General features: G+C 71.1%; 22 protein-coding genes. 8 read left to right on the top strand and 14 right to left on the bottom strand.

The annotated features are described in order from the left end of the window. Positions 1 to 47: 47 nt before the first annotated feature. Positions 48 to 2,186: a ComEC/Rec2 family competence protein gene (locus ACRWK7_RS23740; protein WP_431858794.1), complete on the top strand. Its 2,139-nt coding sequence runs from the start codon at positions 48 to 50 to the stop codon at positions 2,184 to 2,186. Between the two features lie 120 nt (positions 2,187 to 2,306). On the opposite strand, the gene lexA is transcribed toward ACRWK7_RS23740, so the two are convergent. From lexA to ACRWK7_RS23710, 6 genes are all read right to left on the bottom strand, one after another. After that, entirely contained in the window at positions 2,307 to 3,017 is a 711-nt protein-coding gene (lexA, locus tag ACRWK7_RS23735; RefSeq protein WP_431858793.1) for a transcriptional repressor LexA, read from the bottom strand. Between the two features lie 108 nt (positions 3,018 to 3,125). After that, positions 3,126 to 4,340, bottom strand: a complete 1,215-nt coding sequence (locus tag ACRWK7_RS23730; protein ID WP_431858792.1) for a molybdopterin molybdotransferase MoeA — start codon at positions 4,338 to 4,340, stop codon at positions 3,126 to 3,128. Beyond that, positions 4,337 to 4,819: a cyclic pyranopterin monophosphate synthase MoaC gene (moaC, locus tag ACRWK7_RS23725; protein ID WP_431858791.1), complete on the bottom strand. Its 483-nt coding sequence runs from the start codon at positions 4,817 to 4,819 to the stop codon at positions 4,337 to 4,339. Before moaC ends, ACRWK7_RS23730 begins: the two co-directional genes overlap by 4 nt. 12 nt (positions 4,820 to 4,831) lie before the next feature. Next, positions 4,832 to 5,623, bottom strand: coding sequence for an indole-3-glycerol phosphate synthase TrpC (trpC, locus tag ACRWK7_RS23720; RefSeq protein ID WP_431858790.1), 792 nt, complete (start codon positions 5,621 to 5,623; stop codon positions 4,832 to 4,834). Then, on the bottom strand, positions 5,620 to 6,663 hold the full coding sequence (trpD, locus tag ACRWK7_RS23715; protein WP_431858789.1) for an anthranilate phosphoribosyltransferase: 1,044 nt from the start codon (positions 6,661 to 6,663) through the stop codon (positions 5,620 to 5,622). The genes trpC and trpD overlap by 4 nt, the downstream gene beginning before the upstream one ends. Continuing rightward, the gene (locus ACRWK7_RS23710) at positions 6,660 to 7,250 is read right to left on the bottom strand and encodes an anthranilate synthase component II (protein ID WP_431858788.1); all 591 of its coding nucleotides are present in this window, start codon (positions 7,248 to 7,250) and stop codon (positions 6,660 to 6,662) included. Before ACRWK7_RS23710 ends, trpD begins: the two co-directional genes overlap by 4 nt. 149 nt (positions 7,251 to 7,399) lie before the next feature. Here ACRWK7_RS23710 and ACRWK7_RS23705 point away from each other — a divergent pair, with 149 nt between their 5' ends. Next, complete coding sequence (locus tag ACRWK7_RS23705) at positions 7,400 to 8,440, top strand: divergent polysaccharide deacetylase family protein (protein WP_431858787.1); 1,041 nt, start codon at positions 7,400 to 7,402, stop codon at positions 8,438 to 8,440. A 23-nt stretch (positions 8,441 to 8,463) separates the two neighbouring features. Further along, on the top strand, positions 8,464 to 8,667 hold the full coding sequence (locus ACRWK7_RS23700; RefSeq protein ID WP_431858786.1) for a heavy-metal-associated domain-containing protein: 204 nt from the start codon (positions 8,464 to 8,466) through the stop codon (positions 8,665 to 8,667). Between the two features lie 24 nt (positions 8,668 to 8,691). Here ACRWK7_RS23700 and ACRWK7_RS23695 read toward each other — a convergent pair whose 3' ends face one another. Genes ACRWK7_RS23695 through ACRWK7_RS23685 form a run of 3 tightly spaced genes read right to left on the bottom strand, consistent with a single transcriptional unit; the run spans position 8,692 to position 12,890 of the window. Further along, the gene (locus ACRWK7_RS23695) at positions 8,692 to 9,474 is read right to left on the bottom strand and encodes a hypothetical protein (RefSeq protein WP_431858785.1); all 783 of its coding nucleotides are present in this window, start codon (positions 9,472 to 9,474) and stop codon (positions 8,692 to 8,694) included. Further along, on the bottom strand, positions 9,471 to 10,979 hold the full coding sequence (gene trpE / locus ACRWK7_RS23690) for an anthranilate synthase component I (RefSeq protein ID WP_431858783.1): 1,509 nt from the start codon (positions 10,977 to 10,979) through the stop codon (positions 9,471 to 9,473). The genes ACRWK7_RS23695 and trpE overlap by 4 nt, the downstream gene beginning before the upstream one ends. Positions 10,980 to 11,006: 27 nt before the next feature. Then, entirely contained in the window at positions 11,007 to 12,890 is a 1,884-nt protein-coding gene (locus ACRWK7_RS23685) for a SurA N-terminal domain-containing protein (protein ID WP_431858782.1), read from the bottom strand. Positions 12,891 to 13,222: 332 nt separating this feature from the next. Between ACRWK7_RS23685 and tpiA the strand changes: the two genes are divergently transcribed. The 3 genes from tpiA (at position 13,223) to ACRWK7_RS23670 (ending at position 16,176) form a co-directional block, all read left to right on the top strand. Continuing rightward, the gene (gene tpiA, locus ACRWK7_RS23680; RefSeq protein ID WP_431858781.1) at positions 13,223 to 13,978 is read left to right on the top strand and encodes a triose-phosphate isomerase; all 756 of its coding nucleotides are present in this window, start codon (positions 13,223 to 13,225) and stop codon (positions 13,976 to 13,978) included. A gap of 119 nt (positions 13,979 to 14,097) precedes the next feature. Next, a complete protein-coding gene (gene secG / locus ACRWK7_RS23675) occupies positions 14,098 to 14,421 on the top strand; it encodes a preprotein translocase subunit SecG (RefSeq protein WP_431858780.1) in 324 nt (107 codons plus the stop codon). A 126-nt stretch (positions 14,422 to 14,547) separates the two neighbouring features. Next, the gene (locus ACRWK7_RS23670) at positions 14,548 to 16,176 is read left to right on the top strand and encodes a CTP synthase (protein WP_431858779.1); all 1,629 of its coding nucleotides are present in this window, start codon (positions 14,548 to 14,550) and stop codon (positions 16,174 to 16,176) included. A gap of 238 nt (positions 16,177 to 16,414) precedes the next feature. On the opposite strand, the gene ACRWK7_RS23665 is transcribed toward ACRWK7_RS23670, so the two are convergent. Both ACRWK7_RS23665 and ACRWK7_RS23660 read right to left on the bottom strand, forming a co-directional pair. After that, positions 16,415 to 17,734 (bottom strand): HlyD family type I secretion periplasmic adaptor subunit, encoded by a 1,320-nt coding sequence (locus ACRWK7_RS23665; protein ID WP_431858778.1) that lies wholly within the window; start codon positions 17,732 to 17,734, stop codon positions 16,415 to 16,417. Between the two features lie 21 nt (positions 17,735 to 17,755). Continuing rightward, the gene (locus ACRWK7_RS23660; protein WP_431858777.1) at positions 17,756 to 19,510 is read right to left on the bottom strand and encodes a type I secretion system permease/ATPase; all 1,755 of its coding nucleotides are present in this window, start codon (positions 19,508 to 19,510) and stop codon (positions 17,756 to 17,758) included. 335 nt (positions 19,511 to 19,845) lie between these two features. Between ACRWK7_RS23660 and hutH the strand changes: the two genes are divergently transcribed. Beyond that, positions 19,846 to 21,384 (top strand): histidine ammonia-lyase, encoded by a 1,539-nt coding sequence (gene hutH / locus ACRWK7_RS23655; RefSeq protein ID WP_431858776.1) that lies wholly within the window; start codon positions 19,846 to 19,848, stop codon positions 21,382 to 21,384. Between the two features lie 12 nt (positions 21,385 to 21,396). Here hutH and ACRWK7_RS23650 read toward each other — a convergent pair whose 3' ends face one another. Both ACRWK7_RS23650 and ACRWK7_RS23645 read right to left on the bottom strand, forming a co-directional pair. Further along, on the bottom strand, positions 21,397 to 22,503 hold the full coding sequence (locus ACRWK7_RS23650; RefSeq protein WP_431858775.1) for a patatin-like phospholipase family protein: 1,107 nt from the start codon (positions 22,501 to 22,503) through the stop codon (positions 21,397 to 21,399). A 121-nt stretch (positions 22,504 to 22,624) separates the two neighbouring features. Beyond that, a complete protein-coding gene (locus ACRWK7_RS23645; protein WP_431858774.1) occupies positions 22,625 to 23,071 on the bottom strand; it encodes a PaaI family thioesterase in 447 nt (148 codons plus the stop codon). Between the two features lie 128 nt (positions 23,072 to 23,199). Between ACRWK7_RS23645 and ACRWK7_RS23640 the strand changes: the two genes are divergently transcribed. Then, positions 23,200 to 23,751 (top strand): TetR/AcrR family transcriptional regulator, encoded by a 552-nt coding sequence (locus tag ACRWK7_RS23640; protein WP_431858773.1) that lies wholly within the window; start codon positions 23,200 to 23,202, stop codon positions 23,749 to 23,751. A gap of 200 nt (positions 23,752 to 23,951) precedes the next feature. Here the strand turns inward: ACRWK7_RS23640 and ACRWK7_RS23635 are convergent. Then, the coding region (locus ACRWK7_RS23635; RefSeq protein WP_431858922.1) for a hypothetical protein at positions 23,952 to 24,067 on the bottom strand (116 nt) is incomplete at its 5' end.

Here is a 24,067-nt window from a genome sequence, read left to right as displayed (position 1 = left end):
GGCGGCTTCGTGGAGGGGCCTTCCATGCAGCCGTGGTGTGCGGCGCGGTGACCGACGGCCTGTTCGACGACGACTCCCCTCTCGATGCGGCGCCGCCGGTGGAGCGGGGGCCGCTCGGCCGCGCGCTGGCGTGGTTGGGCGAGCGGCTGGGCGAGGAGCGCGACCGCTGGTTCCTGTGGACCCCGGTCGGCACCGGCTGCGGCGTGGCGGCGTACTTCGCGCTGCCGCTGGAACCGCCGGCGTGGGCGGGGGCCGCGGCGGTCGCCATGGCGTTGGCGTTGGCGTGGCCGGCGCGGCGACGGCCGGTCGGGCTGGCGGCGGCGCTGACCCTGCTGGCGCTGGCGGTCGGGTTCGGAGCGGCGCAGCTGCGGACCGCACTGGTGATGGAGCCGATGCTGCGCAAGCCGGTCGGGCCGGCGCTGGTGACCGGCCGCGTCGAGATCATCGAGCGCCTGCCGGACGGCGCCCGGCTGGTCCTGCGCGAGGTCAGCGTCGAGCGGCTGGCGCCGGATGCCACGCCGGGGCGCGTGCGGGTGCGGCTGTCGGGGCGGCTGGCGGTGCCGGAGGCGGGGAGCGTGGTGCGGCTGCGCGCGATGCTCAACCCGCCGCCGGCGCCGCCGGCACCGGGAGCCTTCGATTTCCAGCGCAACGCCTTCTTCGACGGCATCGGCGCCACCGGATTCGCCCTGAGCGGCCCGGAGCCCGTGGAAGCGCCGCCGCCCGGCGCATGGCGGCGGCTGATGACCGCGGTCGAGCGCGTGCGCGAGCGGATCTTCGACGCCTGCCGGGCGGCGCTGCCCACCGCCGAGGCGACCATCGCGGCGGCCTTGCTGAACGGCGAGCAGACCGGCATCCCGAAACCGGTGATGGACGACATGCGGATGAGCGGGCTGGCGCACCTGCTGTCGGTGTCCGGGCTGCACGTGGCGCTGGTCGCCGGGCTGGTGTTCGGGGCGCTGCGCGCGATCCTGGCGCTGGTCGAGCCGTTGGCGCTGCGCTGGCCGATCAAGAAGATCGCCGCGGTCGGCGGCATCCTGGCGGCGGCGGGGTACCTGCTGGCGGTGGGGCCGCAGGTGCCGATGCTGCGCTCGGTGCTGATGACGGCCATGGTGATGGTCGCCATCCTGGCCGACCGCACCACCATGAGCATGCGCGTCATCGCCTTCGCCGGCATGGCGGTGCTGCTGGTGCTGCCGGAGGGCATGCTGGGGCCGAGCTTCCAGATGTCGTTCGGGGCGGTGCTGGCGCTGATCGCGGCGTACGAGGCGATCACGCCGCGGCTGGCGGCGTGGCGGCTGGGGGTGGGGTGGTTCGGTAAGGCGGCGCTGTACTTCCTGGGCATCGCGCTGTCCTCGGTGATCGCCACGCTGGCGACGACGCCGTTCTCGCTGTTCCATTTCCAGCAGGTCGCGCTGTACGGCGTGCTGTCGAACATGCTCGCGGTGCCGGTGACCTCGTTCTGGGTCATGCCCTGGGGCATCCTGACCTACGTGCTGCTGCCGCTGGGCTGGGAGCAGCCGGCGCTGGTCGCCATGGGGTGGGGGGTGAGCGTGGTGATCTGGACCGCGCACGCCACCGCGTCGCTGCCCGGCGCCTCGCTGCTGGTGCCGGCGATGCCGCAGGCGGGGCTGGTCGCCATCGTGCTGGGCGGGCTGTGGCTGGCGCTGTGGAGCGGGCGCTGGCGGCTGTGGGGGCTGCTGCCGGTGCTGGCCGGGCTGGCGTCGCCGGCGCTGACGGAGCGGCCGGACGTGCTTGTGGCGGGCGACGGCAAGCTGCTGGCGGTGCGGGCGGCGGACGGACGGCTCAGCCTGTCCACCGACACCGCGGCGCGCTTCACCGCCACCGCGTGGCTGCGGCGCGACGGCCTGGACACGGCGGCGCCGCCGTGGCCGAAGCCGGGGCGCAGCGCCGACGGGCGGCTGGCCTGCGACGCGCTGGGGTGCGTCTATCGCAAGGACGGCCGCACGGTCGCCCTGTCCCGCAACGCCGAGGCGCAGGCGGAGGACTGCGCGCTGGCCGATGCGATGGTCAGCCTGGAGCCGGCACGGCACTGCCGCGCGCCGGTGGTGGTCGACCTGTGGGCGCTGCGGCGCGGCGGAACGCACGCGCTGTACCTGACGCCGGGCGGCGTGCGGGTGGAGAGCGTGCGCGACCGGCGCGGGCAACGGCCGTGGACCGTGCCCTGACGTCGCCCGGCTTGCGGGCGTCCCGTCTCATGAGGGGGGCGCCGGTCGTGACGGAGGGCGAATGGAACACCGTGAAACACCATGGAACAGTGTGCGGGGGGTGTTCAGTTCGCCCTTCGATCAGTACTTGCGGAACAGCCCCACCAGCTTGCCCTGCACGCGCACCCGGTCGGCGCCGAAGATGCGCGTCTCGTAGGCGGCGTTGGCGGGTTCCAGCGCGATGGTGTTGCCCTTGCGGCGCAGGCGCTTCAGCGTCACCTCGCCGTCGTCCACCAGGGCGACGACGATGGCGCCGTTCTCGGCGGTCTCGCAGCGCTGGATCACCACGGTGTCGCCGTCGAGGATGCCGGCCTCGACCATCGAGTCGCCGGCGACCTCCAGCGCGTAGTGCTCGCCGGACGCCAGCATGGTGGCGGGGACATCCACGGTGTTGGAATTGTCGCGCAGCGCCTCGATCGGCGTGCCGGCGGCGATGCGGCCGTAGAGGGGAAGCTGCACCGTCTCCGCCGCCGCGACGGCGACGTCGCGGCCGGGCAGGGCGCCGGAGAAGTCGCCCTTGATGACGTTGGGCTGGAACTTGGCGCGCGGCGGCCGGGCGCCGCCGCGGGTCTCCAGGCCCTCGGGCAGCTTCAGCACCTCCAGCGCGCGGGCGCGGTGGGGCAGGCGGCGGATGAACCCGCGCTCCTCCAGGCCGGTGATCAGGCGGTGGATGCCCGACTTCGACTTGAGGTTCAGCGCGTCCTTCATCTCGTCGAACGAGGGCGAGACGCCGCCCTGGCTCAGTCGCTCGTTGATGAAGAGCAGCAACTCGTGCTGCTTACGAGTGAGCATATGTGCCTCCCGGCGAGCGCCGCGCTGGATCTTGGGAACAAAAGCAAAACATCCACTAGATGTTCTAGTTTGGTTCCTGGACGGCGTCAAGGGGCGATGCACATCATTTTACAGGTTCAGGCAGCCTTCGGCGAGAGGGATGATGTCCACCCGGTCGCCGGGCTCGGCCGGCGGCGACCCCGGTTCGCGGACGATCAGCGCGTCGGCGCGGGCGAGGCGCGAGGTCATGGCCGTGTCCTGCTTGGCGAACGGCGTGGCGACCGACTCGCCGGCGTCGGTGTAGGCCAGCGTCGCCCGCACGAAATCGGCGCGGGAGTCGCAGGCGGGCAGTGGAGAGGCCAGGCGGGCGACGTGCCGGCGGGTGTCCGGCGCCATGCCCTGGAGCGCCTGGAGCGCCGGCTTGAGGAACAACACGGCGCACACCGCGCCGGACACGGGGTTGCCGGGCAGGCCGAGCAGACGGACGGTGCCGAAGCGGCCGAACATTACCGCCTTGCCGGGCTTCATGGCGACCGAGTCAAACTCCAGCGTTCCGCCGAGGACCCTGCGGACATGGTCGTAGTCGCCCTTGGAGGCGCCGCCGGCGGTCACCAGCAGGTCGAACCCGTCGGCCGCCGCAGCCAGCGCGGCCAGCGACTCCGCGGTGTCGCGGGCGACTCCGAGGTTGCTGGCCACGCCGCCCTGGGTGGTCACCAGCGCGCACAGGCCGAAGGCGTTGGAACTGACGATCTGGCCGGGGCCGAGCGGTTCGCCGGGCAGCCGCACCTCGTCGCCGGTGGCGAGCACGGCGACGCGCGGGCGGCGGTGCACCCTCAGCCAGGGCACGTTGGCGGCGGCGGCCAGCGCCACGTCGCGGCTGGTCAGCCGGCGGCCGGCGGGCAGGACCGCCTCGCCCTCGCTGAAGTCCAGGCCGGCGGGGCGGACGAACTTGCCGGGACGGGGGGAGACCGGGACGCGGACGGTGGCCGCGTCGGCGGTGCAGTCCTCCTGCATCACCACGGCGTCGGCGCCTTCGGGCAGGGGCGCGCCGGTGAAGATGCGGACGGCGTGACCGGCCCCGAGGGCGCCGCCGAAGCCATGCCCGGCGGAGGCCTCGCCAGCACGGGCCAGGGTGACGGGGGACGCGGGCGTGGCGTTGGCGAGGTCGGCGGAGCGCACCGCCCAGCCGTCCATCATCGCCGCGGCGAAGGGCGGCTGCGTCAGGCGGGCGGTCACCGGTTCGGCCAGCACGCGGCCGAGCGCGTCGGTCAGCGCCACCGTCTCGGCCGGCAACGGCCGGCAGGCGGCGAGGATGCGCGCGCGGGCCTCGGCGACGGAGATCATGCGCCGACGGTTCCCCAGTCGCCGCTCTTGCCGCCGGCCTTGTGGACGAGGCGGACCTCGGTGATGGTCATGCCGCGGTCCACCGCCTTGCACATATCGTAGACGGTGAGCGCCGCGACGGAGACGGCGGTCAGCGCCTCCATCTCCACGCCGGTCTGGCCCTTCAGCTTGCAGGTGGCGGTGATGTCCACGGCGTTGCGCGCCGGATCGACGGTCAGGTCCACCTTGACCGAGGTCAGCATCAGCGGGTGGCAGAGCGGGATCAGGTCCGGCGTGCGCTTGGCGCCCATGATGCCGGCCAGCCGCGCCACGGAGAGCACGTCGCCCTTCTTGACGCCGCCCTCCATGATGAGCCTGAGGGTCTCCGGCTGCATGAGCACCGAGCCGCGGGCGGTGGCCGTGCGCTCCGTCTCCGCCTTGTCGGAGACGTCGACCATCACGGCGCGGCCTTCGGAATCGAAATGGGTGAAGCCGGACATGGGCGGATCCCCTTATTGCGCCAGAAGCGCCTGGGTGGCGGCGGTGACGTCGTCCTGCCGCATCAGCGATTCGCCGACCAGGAAGCAGCGGGCGCCGACGCCGGCCATGCGCGTCAGGTCGGCCGGGCCGTACAGGCCGCTCTCGGCGACCAGCGTGCGGCCGGGCGGGACGTGCGGCGCCAGCTCCTCCGTCGTCGCAAGATCGATCGACAAGGTCTTGAGATTGCGGTTGTTCACGCCGACCAGCGGAGTCTTCAGCAGCAGCGCCCGGTCGAGTTCCTCGCGGTTGTGCACCTCGACCAGCACGTCGAGGCCCCAGGCGATGGCCTCCTCCTCCAGCTCCGCCGCCCGGGCGTCGTCGAGCGCCGCCATGATCAGCAGGATGCAGTCGGCGCCCAGCGCGCGGGCCTCGACCACCTGGTAAGGATCGAGCATGAAGTCCTTGCGCAGGACCGGCAGATCCACCGCGGCGCGGGCCGCCACCAAGTACTCGTCGCGGCCCTGGAAGTAGGGCTCGTCGGTCAGCACCGACAGGCAGGTGGCGCCGCCCGCCTTGTAGGCGCAGGCCAGCGACGGCGGGTCGAAATCGGCGCGGATCAGGCCCTTGGACGGGCTGGCCTTCTTGATCTCGGCGATCAGCCCCCAGCGGCCCGACTCCACGGTGCGGCGCAAAGCCGCCACGAAGCCGCGCGGCGGGAAGGCGGCGCGCGCCTCGGCCTCGACCACGGAGAGCGGGCGGGCGGCCTTGCAGGCGGCGACGTGGGCGCGCTTGTCGTCGCAGATGCGGGTGAGGACGTCACTCATTCTGCCGACACCGTCTCGTTGGTGACCGCGACGAGGCGTTGCAGCGTGGTGCGGGCCCCTCCGGAATCAATGGCATGGCGGGCGAGGCTGACGCCGGACTTCAGGTCCTCGGCCTTGCCGCCGACGATCAGGGCGGCGGCGGCGTTCAGCAGGACGATGTCGCGGTAGGCGCCCGGGGCGCCGTCGAACAGCGCGCGCATCGCCTCGGCGTTGACCTGGGCGTCACCGCCCTTGAGGTCGCTCGGGTTGGCGGGGAACAGGCCGGCGTCCTGCGGCGTCACCTCGAACACCGTCACCTCGCCGTTCTTCAGCTGCGCCACCGTGGTGGAGCCGGTGGTGGTGACCTCGTCGAGGCCCTGGCCGTGCACCACCCAGGCGGACTCGGAACCCAGGCGCTTCAGCACGTGCGCCAGCGGCTCCACCCACTGCGGCGAGAACACGCCGAGCAGCTGGCGCCTGGCGCCGGCCGGGTTGGACAGCGGCCCCAGCAGGTTGAACACGGTGCGCGTGCCCAGCTCGACCCGCGTCGGACCGACGTTGCGCATGGCGAGGTGGTGGCGCGGCGCCATCAGGAAGCCGATGTTGGCCTCCCACAGCGCCTTCTTTACCAGACCCATGTCGCAGTCGAGGTTGACGCCGAGCGCCGCCAGCACGTCGGCGGCGCCGGACTTCGACGACAGCGCACGGTTGCCGTGCTTGGCCACCGGCACGCCGCAGGCCGCCACCACCAGCGCCGCGGCGGTGGAGATGTTGTAGGTGCCGGCCCCGTCGCCGCCGGTGCCGCAGGTGTCCACCGTGCCCGGCGGCGGCTCGATGTGGATGGCCTTGGAGCGCATGATGCGGGCGGCGCCGGTGATCTCCTCCACCGTCTCGCCGCGCACCCGCAGCGCCATCAGGAAGCCGCCCATCTGCGACGGCGTGGCGTTGCCGGACATGATGGTGTCGAAGGCGAGTTCGGCCTCGGATTCGGACAGGCTGGTGCCGGTCGCCACCTTGGCGATGATCGCCTTCATGTCGGTGATGTCGCCGGCGGTGCTCATGCGGCGGTCTCCAGGCGGCGGGTGGTGGCCAGGAAGTTGTCGAGGATCGTGTGGCCGTGCTCGCTCTCGATGCTCTCCGGGTGGAACTGCACGCCGTGGATCGGCAGCTCGCGGTGCTGCAGCGCCATGATCAGGCCGTCGCCGCTCTCGCCGACGATCTCCAGGCACGACGGCAGCGTCTCGCGCTCGACCACCAGCGAGTGGTAGCGGGTGGCGCGGAACGGCGAGGGCAGGCCGCGCAGCACGCCGCGGCCGCCGTGCGTGATGCTGTCCACCTTGCCGTGCATCGGCACCGGCGCGCGCACCACCTTGCCGCCGAACGCCTGCCCGATGGCCTGGTGGCCGAGGCAGACGCCCATCAGCGGGATGCGGGCCGTCGCCGCCGCGTCGATCAGCGGCAGGCAGATGCCGGCCTTGTCCGGGTCGCACGGGCCGGGGGATAGCACGATGCCCTCGGGCCGGAGGTCCAGCGCGTCCTGCACGCTCAGCGCATCGTTGCGCCACACCCGCACGTCGGCGCCCAGCTCGCCCAGGTAATGGACGAGGTTGTACGTGAAGCTGTCGTAATTATCGATCAGGAGCAGCATGGCGGTGATCCGACGTATGGCGCGGGGGCGTTCCGGGCTCGTTCCCGGACGGTTACCCTAGCCGGCCGTGGGGGAGATTTCCAGCGTTGCGCCGCGCCCCGCGCCGATGCCACCTTGGGCGCCCATCACCGCTCGGAGGACCACGCCGCATGGCGGGCAAACGCAGAACTGTCCGTAAGGGGAGCGCCGCACGGCCCTTCCTGCTGGCGCTGGCCGCGGTGGCGGCGGTGTTCGGCGTGGGGCTGGCGGTGTCGCTGCTGACGGAGACGCCGAAGCCGGCGGTGACGGCGCGGGCGCCGGTGCCAGTGCCGGTGCCGCCAGTGCCGGTGCCGGTGCCCCCGCCCGCGCCGGTGGCGACCGCCGAGCCGGCGCCGGTCCTGCCCTACGAGGAGCCGGATCCCCCGGCCGTCGAGCCGCCGCCGCAGGTCGCCGTCCTGCCTCCGCCGCCGCCGCCGCCATCGGGCGCGCCGGCGCCGTGGCTGAAGAACGCCGTTTCGGCTCCGCCAAGCGCCGGGAAGCCGGTGATCGCCGTGGTGATCGACGACATGGGGCTGGACCGCAAGCGCTCGGCCCGCACGGTGAAGCTGCCGGCGCCGCTGACGCTGGCGTGGCTGCCCTACGCCCAGGAACTGCGCGAGCAGAGCAGGGCGGCGCGCGGCGCGGGGCACGAACTGATGCTGCACATCCCCATGGAGCCCAGCGTGCAGGCCGACCCCGGCCCGGAGGCGCTGCTGGTGCGGCTGTCGCGCGACGAGATCGTGCGGCGCTTCGCCAACGCGCTGGCCAGCTTCGACGGGTACGTCGGCGTCAACAACCACATGGGCAGCCGCTTCACCGCCGACCGCGCGGCCATGGCGCCGGTGCTGGCCGAGGTGCAGCGGCGCGGCCTGCTCTGGCTGGACAGCCGCACCTCGCCGTCCACCGTGGCGGCGACCCTGGCGGGCGAGCTGAAGCTGCCGTTTGCCGGGCGCGACGTCTTCCTCGACAATGTCGAGACGGTGTCGGCGGTGCGCGCGCAGCTCGCCAAGGCCGAGGCGGTGGCGCGCCAGCACGGCTCGGCCATCGCCATCGGGCATCCGCACGACGCCACCATCGAGGCGCTGGCCGTCTGGCTGCCCGAGGTGAAGAAGCGCGGATTCGTCCTGGTTCCCGTCAGCGCCGTGGTGCGCGCGCGTTGCGCCTGCGGCTGAGTTTTCCCAGAAGGAGGGGTTTTATGAGCGAAACGTACAAGGTGGACGGCATGACCTGCGGCGGCTGCGTGCGCTCGGTCACCAACGCGATCACCAAGCTGGCGCCGAACGCCACGGTGGCGGTCGACCTGCCGACCGGCATCGTCACGGTGGACGGAGCGGACGCCGACACGGTCAAGAACGCGGTGGAAGGAGCCGGCTTCGACTTCGGGGGCAAGGCGGCGTAACCCTTCTCCCGGGCCGGGAGAGGGTTATTTCCGCGACTTCCACACCAGCAAGCCCGCCGACCAGCCCAGCGACACCGCCAGCCCGGCCGCCAGCGCTTCCCAGCGCCCGGCCGGTTCGGCGAGCAGGTGGACGGTCAGCACCGACAGCAGGAAGCCGGGGTTGGCGACCACCGCGGCGCGCATGGTCGCCGACGCCGCGGCGCCGCCCAGGCGCTGGTGCACCACGGCGGTCAGGCTGGACAGCGCGATCGGGAAGATGGCGCCGATTCCCGTCGCCGCCGGTCCGATCCAGGAACTGGCCGTGGTGACGCCCACCACCAGCAGGCCGACGAGCACGGCGCGCAGCGGCACGTCGTACCAGCGCGGCCCGGCCCGGCGGGTCGCCGGTTCGGGCGGGCTGCGGCGCAGCAGCAGGAAGGCGAGGGCGTAGGCCGCCGCGTTGGCGGCCAGGGCGCCGGCGACGGTCCAGGGCAGGAGCTTCAACAGCGCGGCCAGCCCGATCCACAGCGCGACGGATCCGCCCAGGCTGACCGGCATCCGGCAGCGCGGCGAGGCGAGGACCAGCGCCACCAGGAACGCGATCATGCTGACGTTGGTCACCACGCTGGACAGCGCGGCGTCGGCGATGAAGGCGTCGTCGTGGTCGATGGCCAGCAGCACGTAGGCCGGGCCGGTGGAGACGGGCAGGGTGGCGATCAGGCCCCCGAAGAACGGCCCGACCCGCTCCGCCGCCAGCGACGCCAGCACCACCACGCCCGACGCCGCCGCCGCCCGGATGAGCAGCGGCAGCCAGTCCGGGTCGATCATCGGCGGGACGCGTTCACGGCTTCCTCGGCGGCGCGGATCAGCGCCATCGCCTTGTTCACCGTCTCCTGGTACTCGGATTCGGGATCGCTGTCGGCGACGATGCCGGCGCCGGCCTGGACGTACAGCATGCCGTCCTTGATCACCGAGGTGCGCAGCGCGATGCAGGTGTCCATCGCCCCGTTGGCGCCGAAATAGCCGACGCAGCCGGCGTAGACGCCGCGCCGGGCCTTCTCCAGCTCGTCGATGATCTCCATGGCGCGCACCTTGGGCGCACCGGACACCGTGCCGGCCGGGAAGCCGGCGACCAGCGCGTCGAGCGCGTCGTGCCGGGGGTCCAGCTCGCCCTCGACGTTGGAGACGATGTGCATGACGTGGCTGTAGTACTCCACGGTCATCTTCTGCGTCACCTTGACGGTGCCGATCTTCGCCATGCGGCCGACGTCGTTGCGGCCGAGGTCGAGCAGCATCAGGTGCTCGGCCAGCTCCTTCGGGTCGGCCAGCAGGTCGGCGGCCAGCGCCTCGTCCTCCTCCGGCGTCGCCCCGCGCTTGCGGGTTCCGGCCAGCGGGCGGATGGTGATCTTGCCGTCGCGCAGGCGCACCAGGATCTCCGGGCTGGAGCCGACGATGGCCAGCTCGCCGAAGTCCAGGTGGAAGAGAAAGGGCGACGGATTCAGGCGGCGCAGCGCCCGGTACAGCGCCAGCGGCGACAGCTTGAACGGCACGCGCAGCCGCTGCGACGGCACGACCTGGAAGATGTCGCCGGCGCGGATGTACTCCTTCGCCTTCTCGACGATGGCGTGGAAGTCCTCGCGCGTGGTGTTGCTGGTGGGGGCGAGCGGCAGCCCGCCCTCGACCCGCGGCTCGCGCCGGTAGGGCAGCGGCCGGCCGAGGTCGGCCACCGCGTCGGCGAGGCGCTCGGAGGCGCGGGCGAAGGCGGAGCGCGAATCCACGCCGGCTTCCGGCCACACCGGGGTGACCAGCGTCACCGAATCCGTGTGGCTGTCGAAGATGGCGACGATGCTGGGCCGCGTCATGATGGCGTCGGGGATGTTCAGCTCGTCCGGATTGTCGTCCGGCAGCCGCTCCATCAGGCGCACCATGTCGTAGGTCAGGTAGCCGAACAGGCCCGCCGCCATCGGCGGCAGCTCCGCCGGCAGGTCGATGCGGCTCTCGTTGATGAGGGCGCGCAGCGTGTCCAGCGGCTTGCCCGGCAGCGGCTCGTAGGCGTTGGCGTCGTAGAGCGCGCGGCGGTTGATCTCCGCGCCCTCGCGCCGGCAGCGCCACACGACGTCCGGCTTGAAGCCGATCACCGAGTAGCGGTCGCGGCGCGAGCCGTGCCCGCGCTCGGCCGACTCCAGCAGGAACCCGAAGGGCCGCCCGTCCGCCAGCTTGAGGTAGGCGGAGACCGGCGTCTCCAGGTCGCTGACCAGCGTGGTCCACACCACCTGCGGCCGCCCGGCAACGTAGGCGAGGTCGAAGGCGGTGAAATCGGGCTGGACCTTCACGGGACGAACTCCGCTGGAGGGAAAGGCTTACGGGGTGGCGTACATCTGGGCGATGCGGTCGCGGTGCACGGTGACCGGGAACTCCTTCTGGAGCGCCTGGGCGAACTCGCCCATCAGGTCGCCTTCGACGGCGCGCAGCACGGTCGCCTGCACCTGGGACAGGTTGGCGTCCTTGGCCGCCGGGTCGGCGGCGATGACCTCGCGCAGGCGGGCGACCAGCTGCGCCTCGCCGGAGGCGCCGGAGACCACGTCGTCCGGCTTCACCTCGAACAGGCGGCCGATCAGCTCCGGCGTCAGGCCGGTGGCGTTCTGGGCACCGCGGGTGAACGGCTCGGTCATGGCGGCGCTGCCGCCCACCGACACGGCCACGTCCTGGGCGGCGAGGTCCTTGGAGGACTTCAGCTTCTCGGCGGCCTGCTTGGCCAACTCGGCGGCCTTGCGGCCGCGCTCGTCGTCCTGCCAGCCGGCGATCACCGCGTCGCGCACCTCGGCCAGCGGCTTCACCGCGGCTGGCGTGATCGAATCGACGCGCACGGCGTGATAGGCGCCGGACTTGCCCTCGGTCAGGTTGCTGTTGATGCCCTGGCGCAGGCCGAACGCGGTTTGCAGGATCTGCGGCAGGTCGGCGGGGCCGGACACGGCGGAGCCGTCCGGCGCCTTGCCGGTGCTGTCCACCGCGGCGATCTTCGACAGCGGCAGGCCCTGGCCCTGCGCCAGCTCCTCCAGCGTGGCGCCGCCGGCGAGGCGGTCGTCCAGCTTGTTGGACGCCTGATAGAGCTGCTCGAGCGCGCGCTCCTTGCGCAGCTCGGCGCGCAGCGCCTCCTTCACCTCGTCGAAGCTGCGCTCGGTCGGCGGCTGGACGGCGGTGACGGTTACCACGTGCCAGCCCAAGGCGCTCTTCAGCGGCGCGCTCACCTCGCCCTGCTTCAGCGCAAAGGCGGCGTCGCCGATCTCCGGCAGCTCGTCCTTGCGGACGTTGTCGAGGGTGACGGCCTCCGAGCCGTTGGCCTTGGCGGCGTCGGCCAGCGAGCCGGCCTTGGCCGCCTCGGCGGCGGCCTTCGCCTTGGCCTCGTCGTCGAAGACGGCCATGGCGACGCTGCGGCGTTCCGGCACCTGATAGTCGCCGGCGCGCTCGTCATAGGCGGCGCGCACCTGCTCGTCGGTGATCTGGATGTCCTTGGCGATGGCGTCGGCGGTCAGCTCGACCACGGTCAGCGCGCGGTACTCCGGCGCGGTGAAGCGGACCTGATGGTCCTCGTAGTAGCGCAGCTGCGCCGCCTCGTCCGGGGTGCCGACGTCCTTGACCGCCGCGTGCGGGATCGTGATGACCTCGGCGACGCGCTTCTCCTCGCGGTAGCGGTACAGGTCCTCGACCAGCGGCTTCGGCGCGACCGTGCCGGCGCCGACCGCCGAGGCGATGACGCCGCGCGCGATCTCCTTGCGCATCAACGCGGTGTAGCCCTGCTCCGTCAGGTTGTTCTGGCGCAGCAGCGTGGCGAACTGGGAGCGGTCGAACTGGCCGTTCGGGGCGCGGAAGGCGGGTTCCTCGGCGATGCGCTGGCGGATGGTGTCGTCGCCCACGGTGATGCCGGCGCGCTTGGCCGCGAGGTCGTACAGCGCGCGCTGGACCAGCGTGTTCACGGACTGGTCGAGCAGGCCGAACTGGCGCGCCTGCTCGACGGTCAGCTCGCCGCCGAACATCGGGCGCAGGCGATCGATCTGGCGACGGAACTCCGTGTCCAGGTCGCCGCGGGTGATCTCGGTCGGGCCGACCTCGGCCACCACGTTGCTGGGCGCCGTGGAGCGGCGCACGACGTCGCCGATGCCCCAGACGCCGAAGCTGGCGATCAGGATGACGAAGAGGATCTTGACGACCCAGGAGCCGGCGGTGTTGCGGATGGACTGAAGCATGGTGCCCGATAAAGCGCGGAAATTCGGCCGGTTCGGCCGGGACGCGCATCATAGGAAGCGCGCAAGGGCGCGGCAACCGGTGATTTCCCGGGCAACCGCGCTGTCAGGAAGTCGCACACGCTTCCTTTCCGTCATCCCCGCGGAGGCGGGGATCCAGCGCTCGCGTCCGCGAGCTGCATGACTCTTGTCGCCGCTGACGCGGCTCATCCTGGATTCCCGCCTTCGCGGGAATGACGATAGGAGGAAGGGTCGCCCGGTCGGGTGGGTTGAAAGGGCAGGGTGCGCTTGCTAGACACGGGGCAACCACAATAACTCCTGGACGGGAACACGCCATGGCCGCACGCCGCAAGCTGATCGCCGGTAACTGGAAGATGAACGGGCTCAAGGCGGAGGGGCTGCAGCTCGCCTCCGACCTCGCCGGGCGCCTGCAGGGTGCCGGGGCCGTTCCCTTCGACATGCTGGTCTGCCCGCCGTTCCCGCTGCTGTTCCCGGTGGGCGAGGCGATCAAGGGCTCGCCGCTGGCGCTGGGCGGCCAGGACTGCGCGCCGAAGCAGAAGGGTGCGCACACCGGCGACACCAGCCCGGCCATGCTGAAGGACGCCGGCTGCGCCTACGCCATCGTCGGCCATTCCGAGCGCCGGCAGGACCACGCCGAGACCGACGCGGCGGTGGCCGCCAAGGCCGCCGCGGCGCACGAGGAGGGACTCGTCGCCATCGTCTGCGTCGGCGAGACCTGGGCCGAGCGCGAAGCCGGCAAGGCGCAGGAGGTGGTCGGCCGGCAGATCGCCGGCTCGCTGCCGGCGGGCGCCACCGCCGCCAACACCGTCGTCGCCTACGAGCCGGTGTGGGCCATCGGCACCGGCAAGGTGGCGACGCCGCAGGACGTGAAGGACATGCACGCCTTCATCCGCAAGGAGCTGCAGGCCCGCTTGCCGGACGCCGATTCCGTGCGCATCTTGTACGGCGGTTCGGTCAAGCCGGACAACGCGGCCGAGCTGCTGGCGACCGACAACGTGGACGGCGCGCTGGTCGGCGGCGCCTCGCTGAAGGCGGACGATTTCTGGGCGATCGGCACCAGTTGCCGCTAGCATCCGCTCCGGATGCGCGCTAAAACGACGGGGCTGCGCGCCGGGGTCCCCTGAACACGGACCCGCGGCGCGCTCTCGGTTTGGGCACACGGTTTCTTGCTTTTGGGGGCCACACGTTCATGCATGCGGTGATTCTGGTCATCCACCTTATGATCGCGGTCGCGCTGGTTGGCGTGATCCTCATCCAGCGCTCGGAAGGCGGCGGGCTGGGCATCGGCGGCGGCACCATGGGCGGCATGACGACCGCGCGGGGTGCGGCCAACCTGCTGACGCGCACCACCGCGATTCTCGCGGCGGTGTTCATGTCCACCAGCATCATTCTGGCAATCATGGCCGGCCGCCCGTCGCAGCCGACCTCCATCATCGATACGCTGCCGGCGCCCGCCCCGGCGCAGCAGGCCCCCGCCGCCCCGGCGGCGCCGGCCCCGCCCGTCGCCCGGTAAACGGGAGCGGCCAGCAGCGCGGTTCACGAAGAGGCGGCCCCCCCGAAGCCGCCTCTTTCCTTTGGAGGGTGGATTCGCCCTCCGTCCCTCGGGGAACGGTTTCAGGCTTGGGGTCTTCGGACGAACATGACTCGGTACATCTTCATCACCGGTGGCGTCGTTTCCTCGCTGGGCAAGGGCCTGGCTTCCGCGGCGCTGGGCGCCTGCCTGCAGGCGCGCGGCTACAAGGTCCGCCTGCGCAAGCTCGACCCCTACCTCAACGTCGATCCGGGCACCATGAGCCCGTACCAGCACGGTGAGGTCTACGTCACCGACGACGGCGCCGAGACCGACCTCGACCTCGGCCACTACGAGCGCTTCACCGGCGTGCCGGCGCGCAAGAGCGACAACATCACCACCGGCCGCATCTACTCCAACGTCATCGCCAAGGAGCGGCGCGGCGACTACCTGGGCGCCACCGTGCAGGTCATCCCGCACGTCACCGACCAGATCAAGGAGTTCATCCGCGCCGACGTCACCGACGAGGACTTCATCCTCTGCGAGATCGGCGGCACGGTGGGCGACATCGAATCGCTGCCGTTCCTGGAGGCGATCCGCCAGTTCGGCAACGAGGTCGGGCCGGAGCGCGCGCTGTTCGTGCACCTCACCCTGCTGCCCTACATCCCGACCGCCGGCGAGCTGAAGACCAAGCCGACCCAGCACTCGGTGAAGGAGCTGCTGGGCGTCGGCATCCAGGCCAACATCCTGCTGTGCCGCGCCGACCGCCCGATTCCGGAGAACGAGCGCAAGAAGATCGCGCTGTTCTGCAACATCCGGCCGGAGCGCGTGATCGCCGCCCTGGACGTGGACAACATCTACCAGGTGCCGATCAGTTACCACGAGGAAGGCTTCGACGACCAGGTGCTGAGCTACTTCGGCCTGCCGAACAAGGGCGAGCCGGACCTGTCGCGCTGGACCACCATCGCCGAGCGCGTGCGCAAGCCGCAGGGCGAGGTGACCATCGCCGTGGTCGGCAAGTACACCAGCCTGCTCGACAGCTACAAGTCGCTGGCGGAGGCGCTGACGCACGGCGGCATCGCCAACAACGTCAAGGTCAAGCTGGACTGGATCGATTCGGAGATCTTCGAGACCGACGGCGCCGTCCAGCAGCTGGAGCACGTGCACGGCATCCTGGTGCCCGGCGGCTTCGGCATGCGCGGCACCGAGGGCAAGATCCAGGCGGCCAAGTTCGCCCGCGAGCGCAAGGTGCCCTACTTCGGCATCTGCTTCGGCATGCAGATGGCGGTCATCGAGGCGGCCCGCAACATGGCCGGCATCGTCGATGCCGGCTCCACCGAGCTGGGCAAGCCCGGCAACCCGGTGGTCGGCCTGATGACCGAGTGGATGCGCGGCAACCAGCTGGAGAAGCGCACGGAAGGCACCGACCTCGGCGGCACCATGCGCCTCGGCGCCTACGCGGCGAAGCTGCTGGAGGGCTCCAAGGTGGCGGAGATCTACGGCACCACCGAGATCTCCGAGCGCCACCGCCACCGCTACGAGGTCAACGTCTACTACAAGGACCGGCTGGAGAAGGTCGGCATGCTGTTCTCCGGCCTGTCGCCGGACGGCGAGCTGCCGGAGATCGTCGAGATCCCCGAGCACCCCTGGTTCATCGGCGTGCAGTTCCATCCGGAGCTGAAGTCGAAGCCCTTCGACCCGCACCCGCTGTTCACCTCGTTCATCAAGGCGGCGATCGAGCAGAGCCGGCTGGTGTGAGGCTGATAGAGGCCTCACCCCCTTCAGCACTCATCTGGCCGTCATCCCCGCGAAGGCGGGGATCTATAAGTCTCAAGGCGTTACGCTGTGCCAGTTATGGATCCCCGCCTTCGCGGGGATGACGGGGTAGGGAAGTGAACGGAGGGCGATGAAACCTCCGCGCCCACCAGCTCCCGACACGAAAAGGGCCGCTCCCGCGCTAGGCGGGAGCGGCCCTTTTTCGTTCAGCCTCAGCGTCTTACTGCTGAATGAACGCCTTCAGGTACGACTGCGACAGCGGCTGCACGATGTAGTCGAGCGGCGTGCGGCCGGCCAGCAGGATGCGCGCCTCGACCGGCATGCCGGCGCGGATCGACAGGTTGTGCACCGTGTGCGCCCCGCCGTCCTTCAGGCGGATGCGCGTCAGGAAGTAGTCCTGGCGGGTCTGCTGGTCGGTCAGGCGGTCGGCCGAGACGTACTCCACCGTGCCGTCCAGCGTGCCCAGCACGCGGCTGTCGTAGGCGGTCAGCTGCACCTTCACCGGCAGGTCCGGCATCACCGACTTGATGTCCTTCGGCTGCACGTGCACCTCGGCCAGCAGGGTCTTGTCGGCGGGCACCACGTCGAGGATCGGCTCGTTGGGGGCGATGGCGACGCCGCTCGTCGGGTGGCCCTGCATCACCACGATGCCGGCGTCCGGCGCCTTGACGTCGCGGTTGGCGAGGCGGTTGGCGGCATCGCGCATCTGCTCGGCCAGCTTGGCGGTCTCGCCGCGGGCCTTGTCCAGGTCGACCAGCACCTTCTCGCGGAAGTCGTTGCGGCGCTTGACGATGTCGGCCTTGGCCTCGAGCGCCTGCTGCTTGTTCTGGGCGATGCGCGACTCCAGCTCGGCGTCGCGGCCGCGGATCCGGGCGTTCTCCTTCTGCGCCTCCACCAGCCGCGTGCGGGTGGTGTTGCCGCGGTCGAGCAGGCCCTGGTTGATCTTCACGTCCTCGTTGCTGAGCTTCAGCTCCTCGGCGAGGTGCTTGCGCTGCTCGGAGAGGTTCTTCGAGTCCTCCTCCAGCGTCGCGATGCGCTCGCGCAGCACGCCCTCCTCGGCGGAGAGCTGCTGGCGGCGGACGTCGAACAGCTTCTGCTGGTTGCCCACCAGCTTGACCACGGCGGCGCTGTCGCCGCGGGCGGCGAGCTCCTGCGGCCACTCGATGGCCGGCTTCTCGAACAGCTCGGCGTCGAGGCGGGCCATCATGGTGAGGTTTTCCAGCCACGTGGCGGTCAGCATCTCCAGCCGCGTCGCCGCCTCGGTGGTGTCGAAGCGCATGAGGACCTGGCCGGCCTTCACCGTGTCGCCCTCGCGGACCATCATCTCGCTGATGACGCCGCCCTCGGAGTGCTTGACGTTCTTGCGGCCGGTCTCCGGCACCAGGACGCCGGCGGCACTGACCGCGCTGTGCAGCGGGGCGAAGGCGGCCCAGGCGGTCATGCCGCCGAAGCCGACCGCCAGGATGGCGGTGCCGCCGACCAGGAGGTTGCGCACGCTGGTCTCGGGCAGGAGGACGCGCAGGTTGCTGAGGGTGCTCATGTGTTTTTCTCCTTACCCGGTTCAGCCGGCGGTCGCGGGGACGGCGGCGACGGTGCGCAGGCGGTTCCACGCGGCGGCGTTGCCGGCGGCGGTGCCGGGCTGCGGCTGCTGCTCCTGGCGGGGCTGCGCCTCGTGCAGCATGCCGTTCTGCAGGACGAAGGTCTTGTCGGCGAGATCGACGAAGGCCGGCATGTAGCTGAGCAGCACGACGGTGGTGCCCTGCTCCTTCATGGCGGCGATGAAGCCGCGCACCGCCTTCAGGCCGTGGTCGTCGAGGCCGGCGGCCGGCTCGTCCAGCACCACCAGGGCGGGCTTGCCGAAGCCGGCGCGGGCCAGCGCGATCAGGCGGGCCGGGGTGCCGGTCAGCGGGAAGATCAGGTTGACCGCCTCGCTCTCGTAGCCCTGCGGCAGCGCCTCGATCCAGTCGTGGATGCCGGCGCGCTTGGCGGCGGCGACCACGTCGGCGGCGTCGGCGTCAGTGAAGCGGGCGATGTTCTGGCCGATGGTGCCGGGCAGCAGCTCGGAGGTCTGCGGCAGGTAGCCGATGCCGGTGGTGATGTCCCGCGGCGTCAGCGCCGCCAGCGACAGGCCGCCCAGGCGCACCGTGCCCGAGGAGGGCGGCATCACGCCGGCCAGCAGCCGCGCCAGCACCGACTTGCCCGAACGATTGGCACCGAGGAGGCACACGGTCTCGCCGGCCTCGATGGACGCCGTGACGGCGCGCAGGATCGGCTTCTGGTCGATGGGGGAGATGAACAGCACGTTCTCGGCGGTCAGGCGCTCGGGCTGCACGGCGACGGCGTCGCGGCGCGTCTCGTGCGACAGGCGCTTCAGGTGGGCCGACAGGCGCTTCCAGGACTCCCACGACTTCAGCATCGGGCCCCAGGAGCTGACGGTCTGCTCGATCGGGGCCATGGCGCGGCCGACCAGCATCGAGGTGGCGATCATGCCGCCGAAGGACAGGTGGTGCTCCATCACCAGCCAGGCGCCGACGCCGGTGCAGGCCACCTGCAGCAGCATGCGCACCCACTTGGTCACCGCCTGGATGGCGGCCTGGCGCTCACCGCTCGCCGAGGCGAGGGCGGAGTTGGCGAGCTGGTCGGTGGCGAGCACGTCCAGCACCGCCGGGCCCATGCGCTGGCCGCGGATGGTGGCGGCCTGCACCTGCATGGCGTCGAACAGGCGGGTCGAGCGGGTGGCCGGGGCCTTCGCCTGCTCCATCGGACCCTTGGCGGCCATGTGGCCGAGCCAGCCGAGGCCGGTCAGGATCAGCGCGCAGGCGAGCATCATGCCGGCCAGCAGCGGGTGGATCAGGTAGATGCCGATCACGTACAGCGGAGTCCAAGGCATGTCCATCAGCGCGCCGAAGGTCGGCCGGGAGATGGCGCCCTTGACCTCCATCAGGTCGTTGAGCGGACCCGGCTCGGGCCGGCCCTTGGCGGCGGCGTCGAGCACGTCGCTGCTCAGCCGGCGGCGCCACGCGACCTCGAGCGCGTTGGCGCAGCGGGCCAGCAGGCGGGTGCGGACGGTTTCCAGGAGCGCGATCATCGACAGCGCGATCACGACCAGCACCGTCAGCATCACCACCGTGTCGACGTTCTCGGACGGGATGGCGCGGCTGAAGACCTGCAGGGAGTAGAGCGGCATGCTCAGCTGCAGGATGTTCATCGCGGCGCTGAAGACGAAGGTCGCAACCAGGATCCGGACGTAGTACGGGCTGCCGAAATCGGGGCGGTCGCTGCCAACCTTGGACGTGTGGCTGGTCGGGGATGGCATGCAAGTTCCTCCAGTTGTCACTCATGGAAGCCCACCGAGCGCAGGCAGGAGGATGAGGCCGTTTTTAAGGTAAACGACATGTTAAATTTGCCGGGGATCACAGGATTGTCGCCATAGCTGGCCCATGTCTGTCACAGACGGTTTGCGGGGCCACGTTCCGCACCTCATGTGAAGCGGAGGCGACGACGCGCGTCTGCCCCCTCCCTAGCCCTCCCCCGCGGTGCGGTGGAGGGAACTCCGCCGCATCGGCGGCAGCCCCCCTCTCCCGCGAAGCGGGGGAGGGATGGGGAGGGGGAAAGACCGAGGCGCCCGTCTTCAAAACACCGGAGGCCCGCATGACCGCATCGTTCGTCCTTTCCCCGGGAACCCTGGCGCTGCCCGACCTGCGCCGTCTGGCGCGGGAACCGGTCAGGCTCGCGCTGGATCCCGCCTGCCGGGGCGGCATCGAGGCCTCGGCGCGCACGGTGGCGGACGCGGCGGCGGGGGAGCATCCGGTGTACGGCGTCAACACCGGCTTCGGCCTGCTCGCCAAGCGGCGCATCCCGCCGGACAAGGTGCGCGATCTGCAGCGCCGGCTCGTGCTGTCGCACAGCGCCGGCACCGGGCCGGAGCTGCCGGCGGCGGCGGTGCGGCTGATCCTGGCGCTCAAGGCCAACGCGCTGGCACGCGGCCATTCCGGCGTGCGCCCGGTGGTGGTGGACGCGCTGCTGGCGCTGCTCAACGCCGACGCGCTGCCGGTGGTGCCGGCCAAGGGTTCGGTCGGCGCGTCCGGCGATCTGGCGCCGCTGGCGCACCTGACCGGCGTGCTGCTGGGGGAGGGCGAGGCGGTGGTCGGCGGCGAGCGCCTGCCCGCGGCGGCGGCGCTGGAACGCGCCGGGCTGGCGCCGCTGGAGCTGGAGGCGAAGGAGGGCTTGGCGCTGCTCAACGGCACGCAGGTGTCGACGGCGCTCGGCCTGCTCGGCCTGTTCGCGCTGGAGGACGCCTTCGCGGCGGCGCTGGTGGCGGGGGCGCTCAGCGTCGATGCGGCGATGGGCAGCGACGGGCCGTTCGACGCGCGCATCCACGCGCTGCGCGGCCAGCCGGGGCAGACGGAGGTGGCGGCGGTGTACCGGAAGCTCCTCGCCGGGTCGCAGATCCGCGAGAGCCACCGGGGCGACCACGGCACCGTGCAGGACCCCTACAGCTTGCGCTGCCAGCCGCAGGTGATGGGCGCGGTGCTCGACAACCTGCGCTTCGCCGCGGGCGTGCTGGAGCGCGAGGCGAACGCGGTCAGCGACAACCCGCTGGTCTTCGCCGACACGGGCGAGATCCTGTCGGGCGGCAACTTCCACGCCGAGCCGGTGGCGCTGGCCGCCGACCTGCTGGCCCTGGCGATCTCGGAAACGGCGGCGCTGGCGGAACGGCGCATCGCGCTGCTGATGGACGCCAACCTGTCGGGGCTGCCGCCGTTCCTGGTGCGCGACGGCGGGCTGAACAGCGGCTTCATGATCGCCCAGGTCACCGCCGCCGCGCTGGCCAGCGAGACCAAGCAGATGAGCGCCCCGGCCAGCGTCGACAGCCTGCCCACCTCGGCCAACCAGGAGGACCACGTCAGCATGGCGACGCACGCCGCCCGGCGCCTGTCGGACATGGCCGACAACCTCGCCGGCGTCGTCGCCATCGAGCTGCTGGCGGCCTCCCAGGGCATCGACCTGCGGGCTCCGCTGTGCAGCTCGCCGCTGCTGGAGGAGGCCAAGGGCCGGCTGCGCGTCCGTGTCGCGCGCTGGGACCAGGACCGCGCCATGGCGCCGGACATCGCCGCCGCCAAGGCGCTGGTCACCGCGGGTGCGTTCCACGACCTCGCCGGCGGCGGGCTGCTGCCCGCCGCGCGCTGAGGCCGGTGGCGCTTACGCGACCGGAACGGTCTTCGGCGGGACGACGATGGTCAGCGGCTGCTTCTTGCCGTTCTCCAGTTCGGCCGCCTTCTTCTCGTCGGTCAGGCCCTTGGCCATGTCCTCCAGCAGCTGGTCGGCGGCCTTGCGGCCGTACTCGAACTGCGCCTTGAGGTTGGAGCGCTTCCAGGTCAGCGCGTCCGGCGAATGGGCGGCCTTGCGGGCGTCCACGCGGTAGACGTCCAGCGTGGACTCGCCCTTCAGCCGGCGGATCTCGTTCTTCTGCATGAACGAGCGGTAGCTGGCCTGGGCGTTGGCGACGATGGTGTCGATGATCAGCTGGGTGAACCCGTCCCACAGAGTCTCCGGCGCGTCGATCAGCGCGCGGTAGCCGAGCACGTCGAGGATGACGACGTCCTTGACGGTCTTGAGGTTGAACAGCCCCTCGTAGGGCACGTCCGACACCGCGGCGCCCTCGATGTACCAGTCGCCCTCGAACTGGTGCGGCGGGTAGAGGAACGGGAACGCCATCGCCGAATGGAAGGCGTCGACGGTGATCTCCTTGTCGCGGCTGTGGAACCAGCGCAGGCGCTTTTCGGTCACGTTGTAGGCGACCATCTCGAACTGCTGCTTCAGCTGGTTCGCCTTCTCGAAGTCCACCGCCTCGGTCACCCAGGGGGTGGGGGCGCACATGCCCGGCGCGAGGCCCCAGTCCAGCGGGGCCGGCGTCATCGCCGCCCAGGTGAACTGGACCATGTCGCTCCACAGGCAGAAGGCGTCGGACTTGCCGTGCTGGTCCAGCACCAGCTTGCCGAACGGCGTGGCGGCAACGGCGTTGCGGAAGGCGTCCGCCATGGTGCCGGGCTTCTGGAAGACCTTATAGTTCACCGGATAGAACTGGTAGATCTCGTCGCTGACGCCGGAGTTGGTCAGGTTCTCCAGCGCGTCGAGCGGCGGCAGCCCCTTGGGCGCGAGCGCGATGAGCGCCACCAGCGCGCCGGCGCCGGAGGCGGTGATCGTCTCGAACGTCTCCAGCTCCTTCTTCTCGATGAGCCGGTGCAGGACGCCCGCCATGAACGTCGCGTTCGGCGCGCCGCCGCCGATGACCAAGGCCTTACCCATCGCTTCCTCCGCTGAGATGTTCCCGACACCGCGTATTTCGCAGGTGCAAAAACATCTATCGGAAGCAATCTGGCCGTTCAATACGCGTTATGGCCGAACCGCACCCCTTCGGCCGGACGGTTCATGAGTCCGGCGTGTCCGCCAGACACATCATGGTGGCGAGCATGAAGGCGATGGCCTTCTCCTCGCCGCCCTTGACGGCAAAGACCTCGGAACGCACGACGGTGATGGTGCGGCCGGCCCGCTCGACGGCGGCGCGGGCCAGGAAGCGTTCGCCGGCGGCGGGGGCCATCAGGTTGATCTTGTACTCGACGGTGAGCACCGACGAACCCGGCGGCATGAGGCTGTACGCCGCGTATCCCGCCGCCGAGTCCGCCAGCGCCGTCGTCGCCCCGGCGTGGTGGTACCCGTGCTGCTGGCACAGGTCGCGCCGGTAGTCCATGGCGAGCGTGCAGGTGCCCGGTCCAAGCTCCACCATGTCGACGCCCATGGTCGACATCAGCGTCTGGCGCGCGAAGCTGTCGCGCACCCGGCGCTCGTAATCCGGGTCCTTGGCCACGAATCGCATGGCGTCTCCTCCCTATATCGCATCTTCGACGGATGCCTTGGTATACGGTAGCGTATGGTGCCCGCGGCGTGCTGTCAATACGCAGGCGTATGTGGGACGTGCGAAGCTGGAAGGGGCGACGGGGAGCGATGGAGGCACGCGTCAACAAGGCCGACTGGGTGGAGGAGGCGCTTGGCCTGCTCGCCGAGTTCGGGGTGGACGGCGTCAAGGTGGAACCGCTGGCACGCCGGCTGAGCGTCACCAAGGGCGGCTTCTACTGGCATTTCAAGGACCGGCCGGAGCTGCTGGTCGAGATGCTGGAGACCTGGCGTTCCGGCCGAGTCGGCGCCATCCGCCGCCACGCCCGCGACGCCGGCAAGAGCCCGCAGGAGCGCATCGAGGGCCTCGTCCGGCTCTACATCGAGAACGTCAACCCCAAGGGCGTTGCCATCGAGCTGGCGATCCGCGACTGGGCGCGCCGCGACGAGCAGGCGGCCGAGGCGGTCGCCGATGTCGACGCCACCCGCCTGGAGCTGGTGGCCGCGCTGTTCCGCGAGCTGGGCCTGGAGGCCGAGGCGGCGCAGGCGCGCGCCTTCCTGATGTACTCGTTCCTGTTCGGGCAGGTGCTGGTCATCCTGCGCAGCGGCGAGGACGACCGCCGCCGGCTGGTCGGCGACTGCGTGAGGACGCTGCTGGCCTGACCAGGGCCGCGGCAGGGCGGGCAAGATGGGACACGGATTGCACGGATTTTGACGGAAGGCACGGAACCACGATCAAAAAAGACCCGTGTAATCGGTGCCCAAATCCGTGAAATCCGTGTGAATGTTGCTTCCTAAACCCGCGCTTCACAAAAGAAGAAGGGGCCTTGCGGCCCCCTCTCGTCCCGTCATGCCCCGGCCGGTCAGGCCTTGAGGATGCCCCGCCCGGCGAACCGCGCGGCGGCACCCAGCTGCTGCTCGATGCGGATCAGCTGGTTGTACTTGGCCAGACGGTCGGAACGGCTCAGCGAGCCGGTCT

The sequence above is a fragment of the Azospirillum sp. genome (assembly GCF_050789165.1).
The sequence above is the reverse complement of the archived record's forward strand: the minus strand, read 5'-3'. Positions and strand labels throughout refer to the sequence as shown.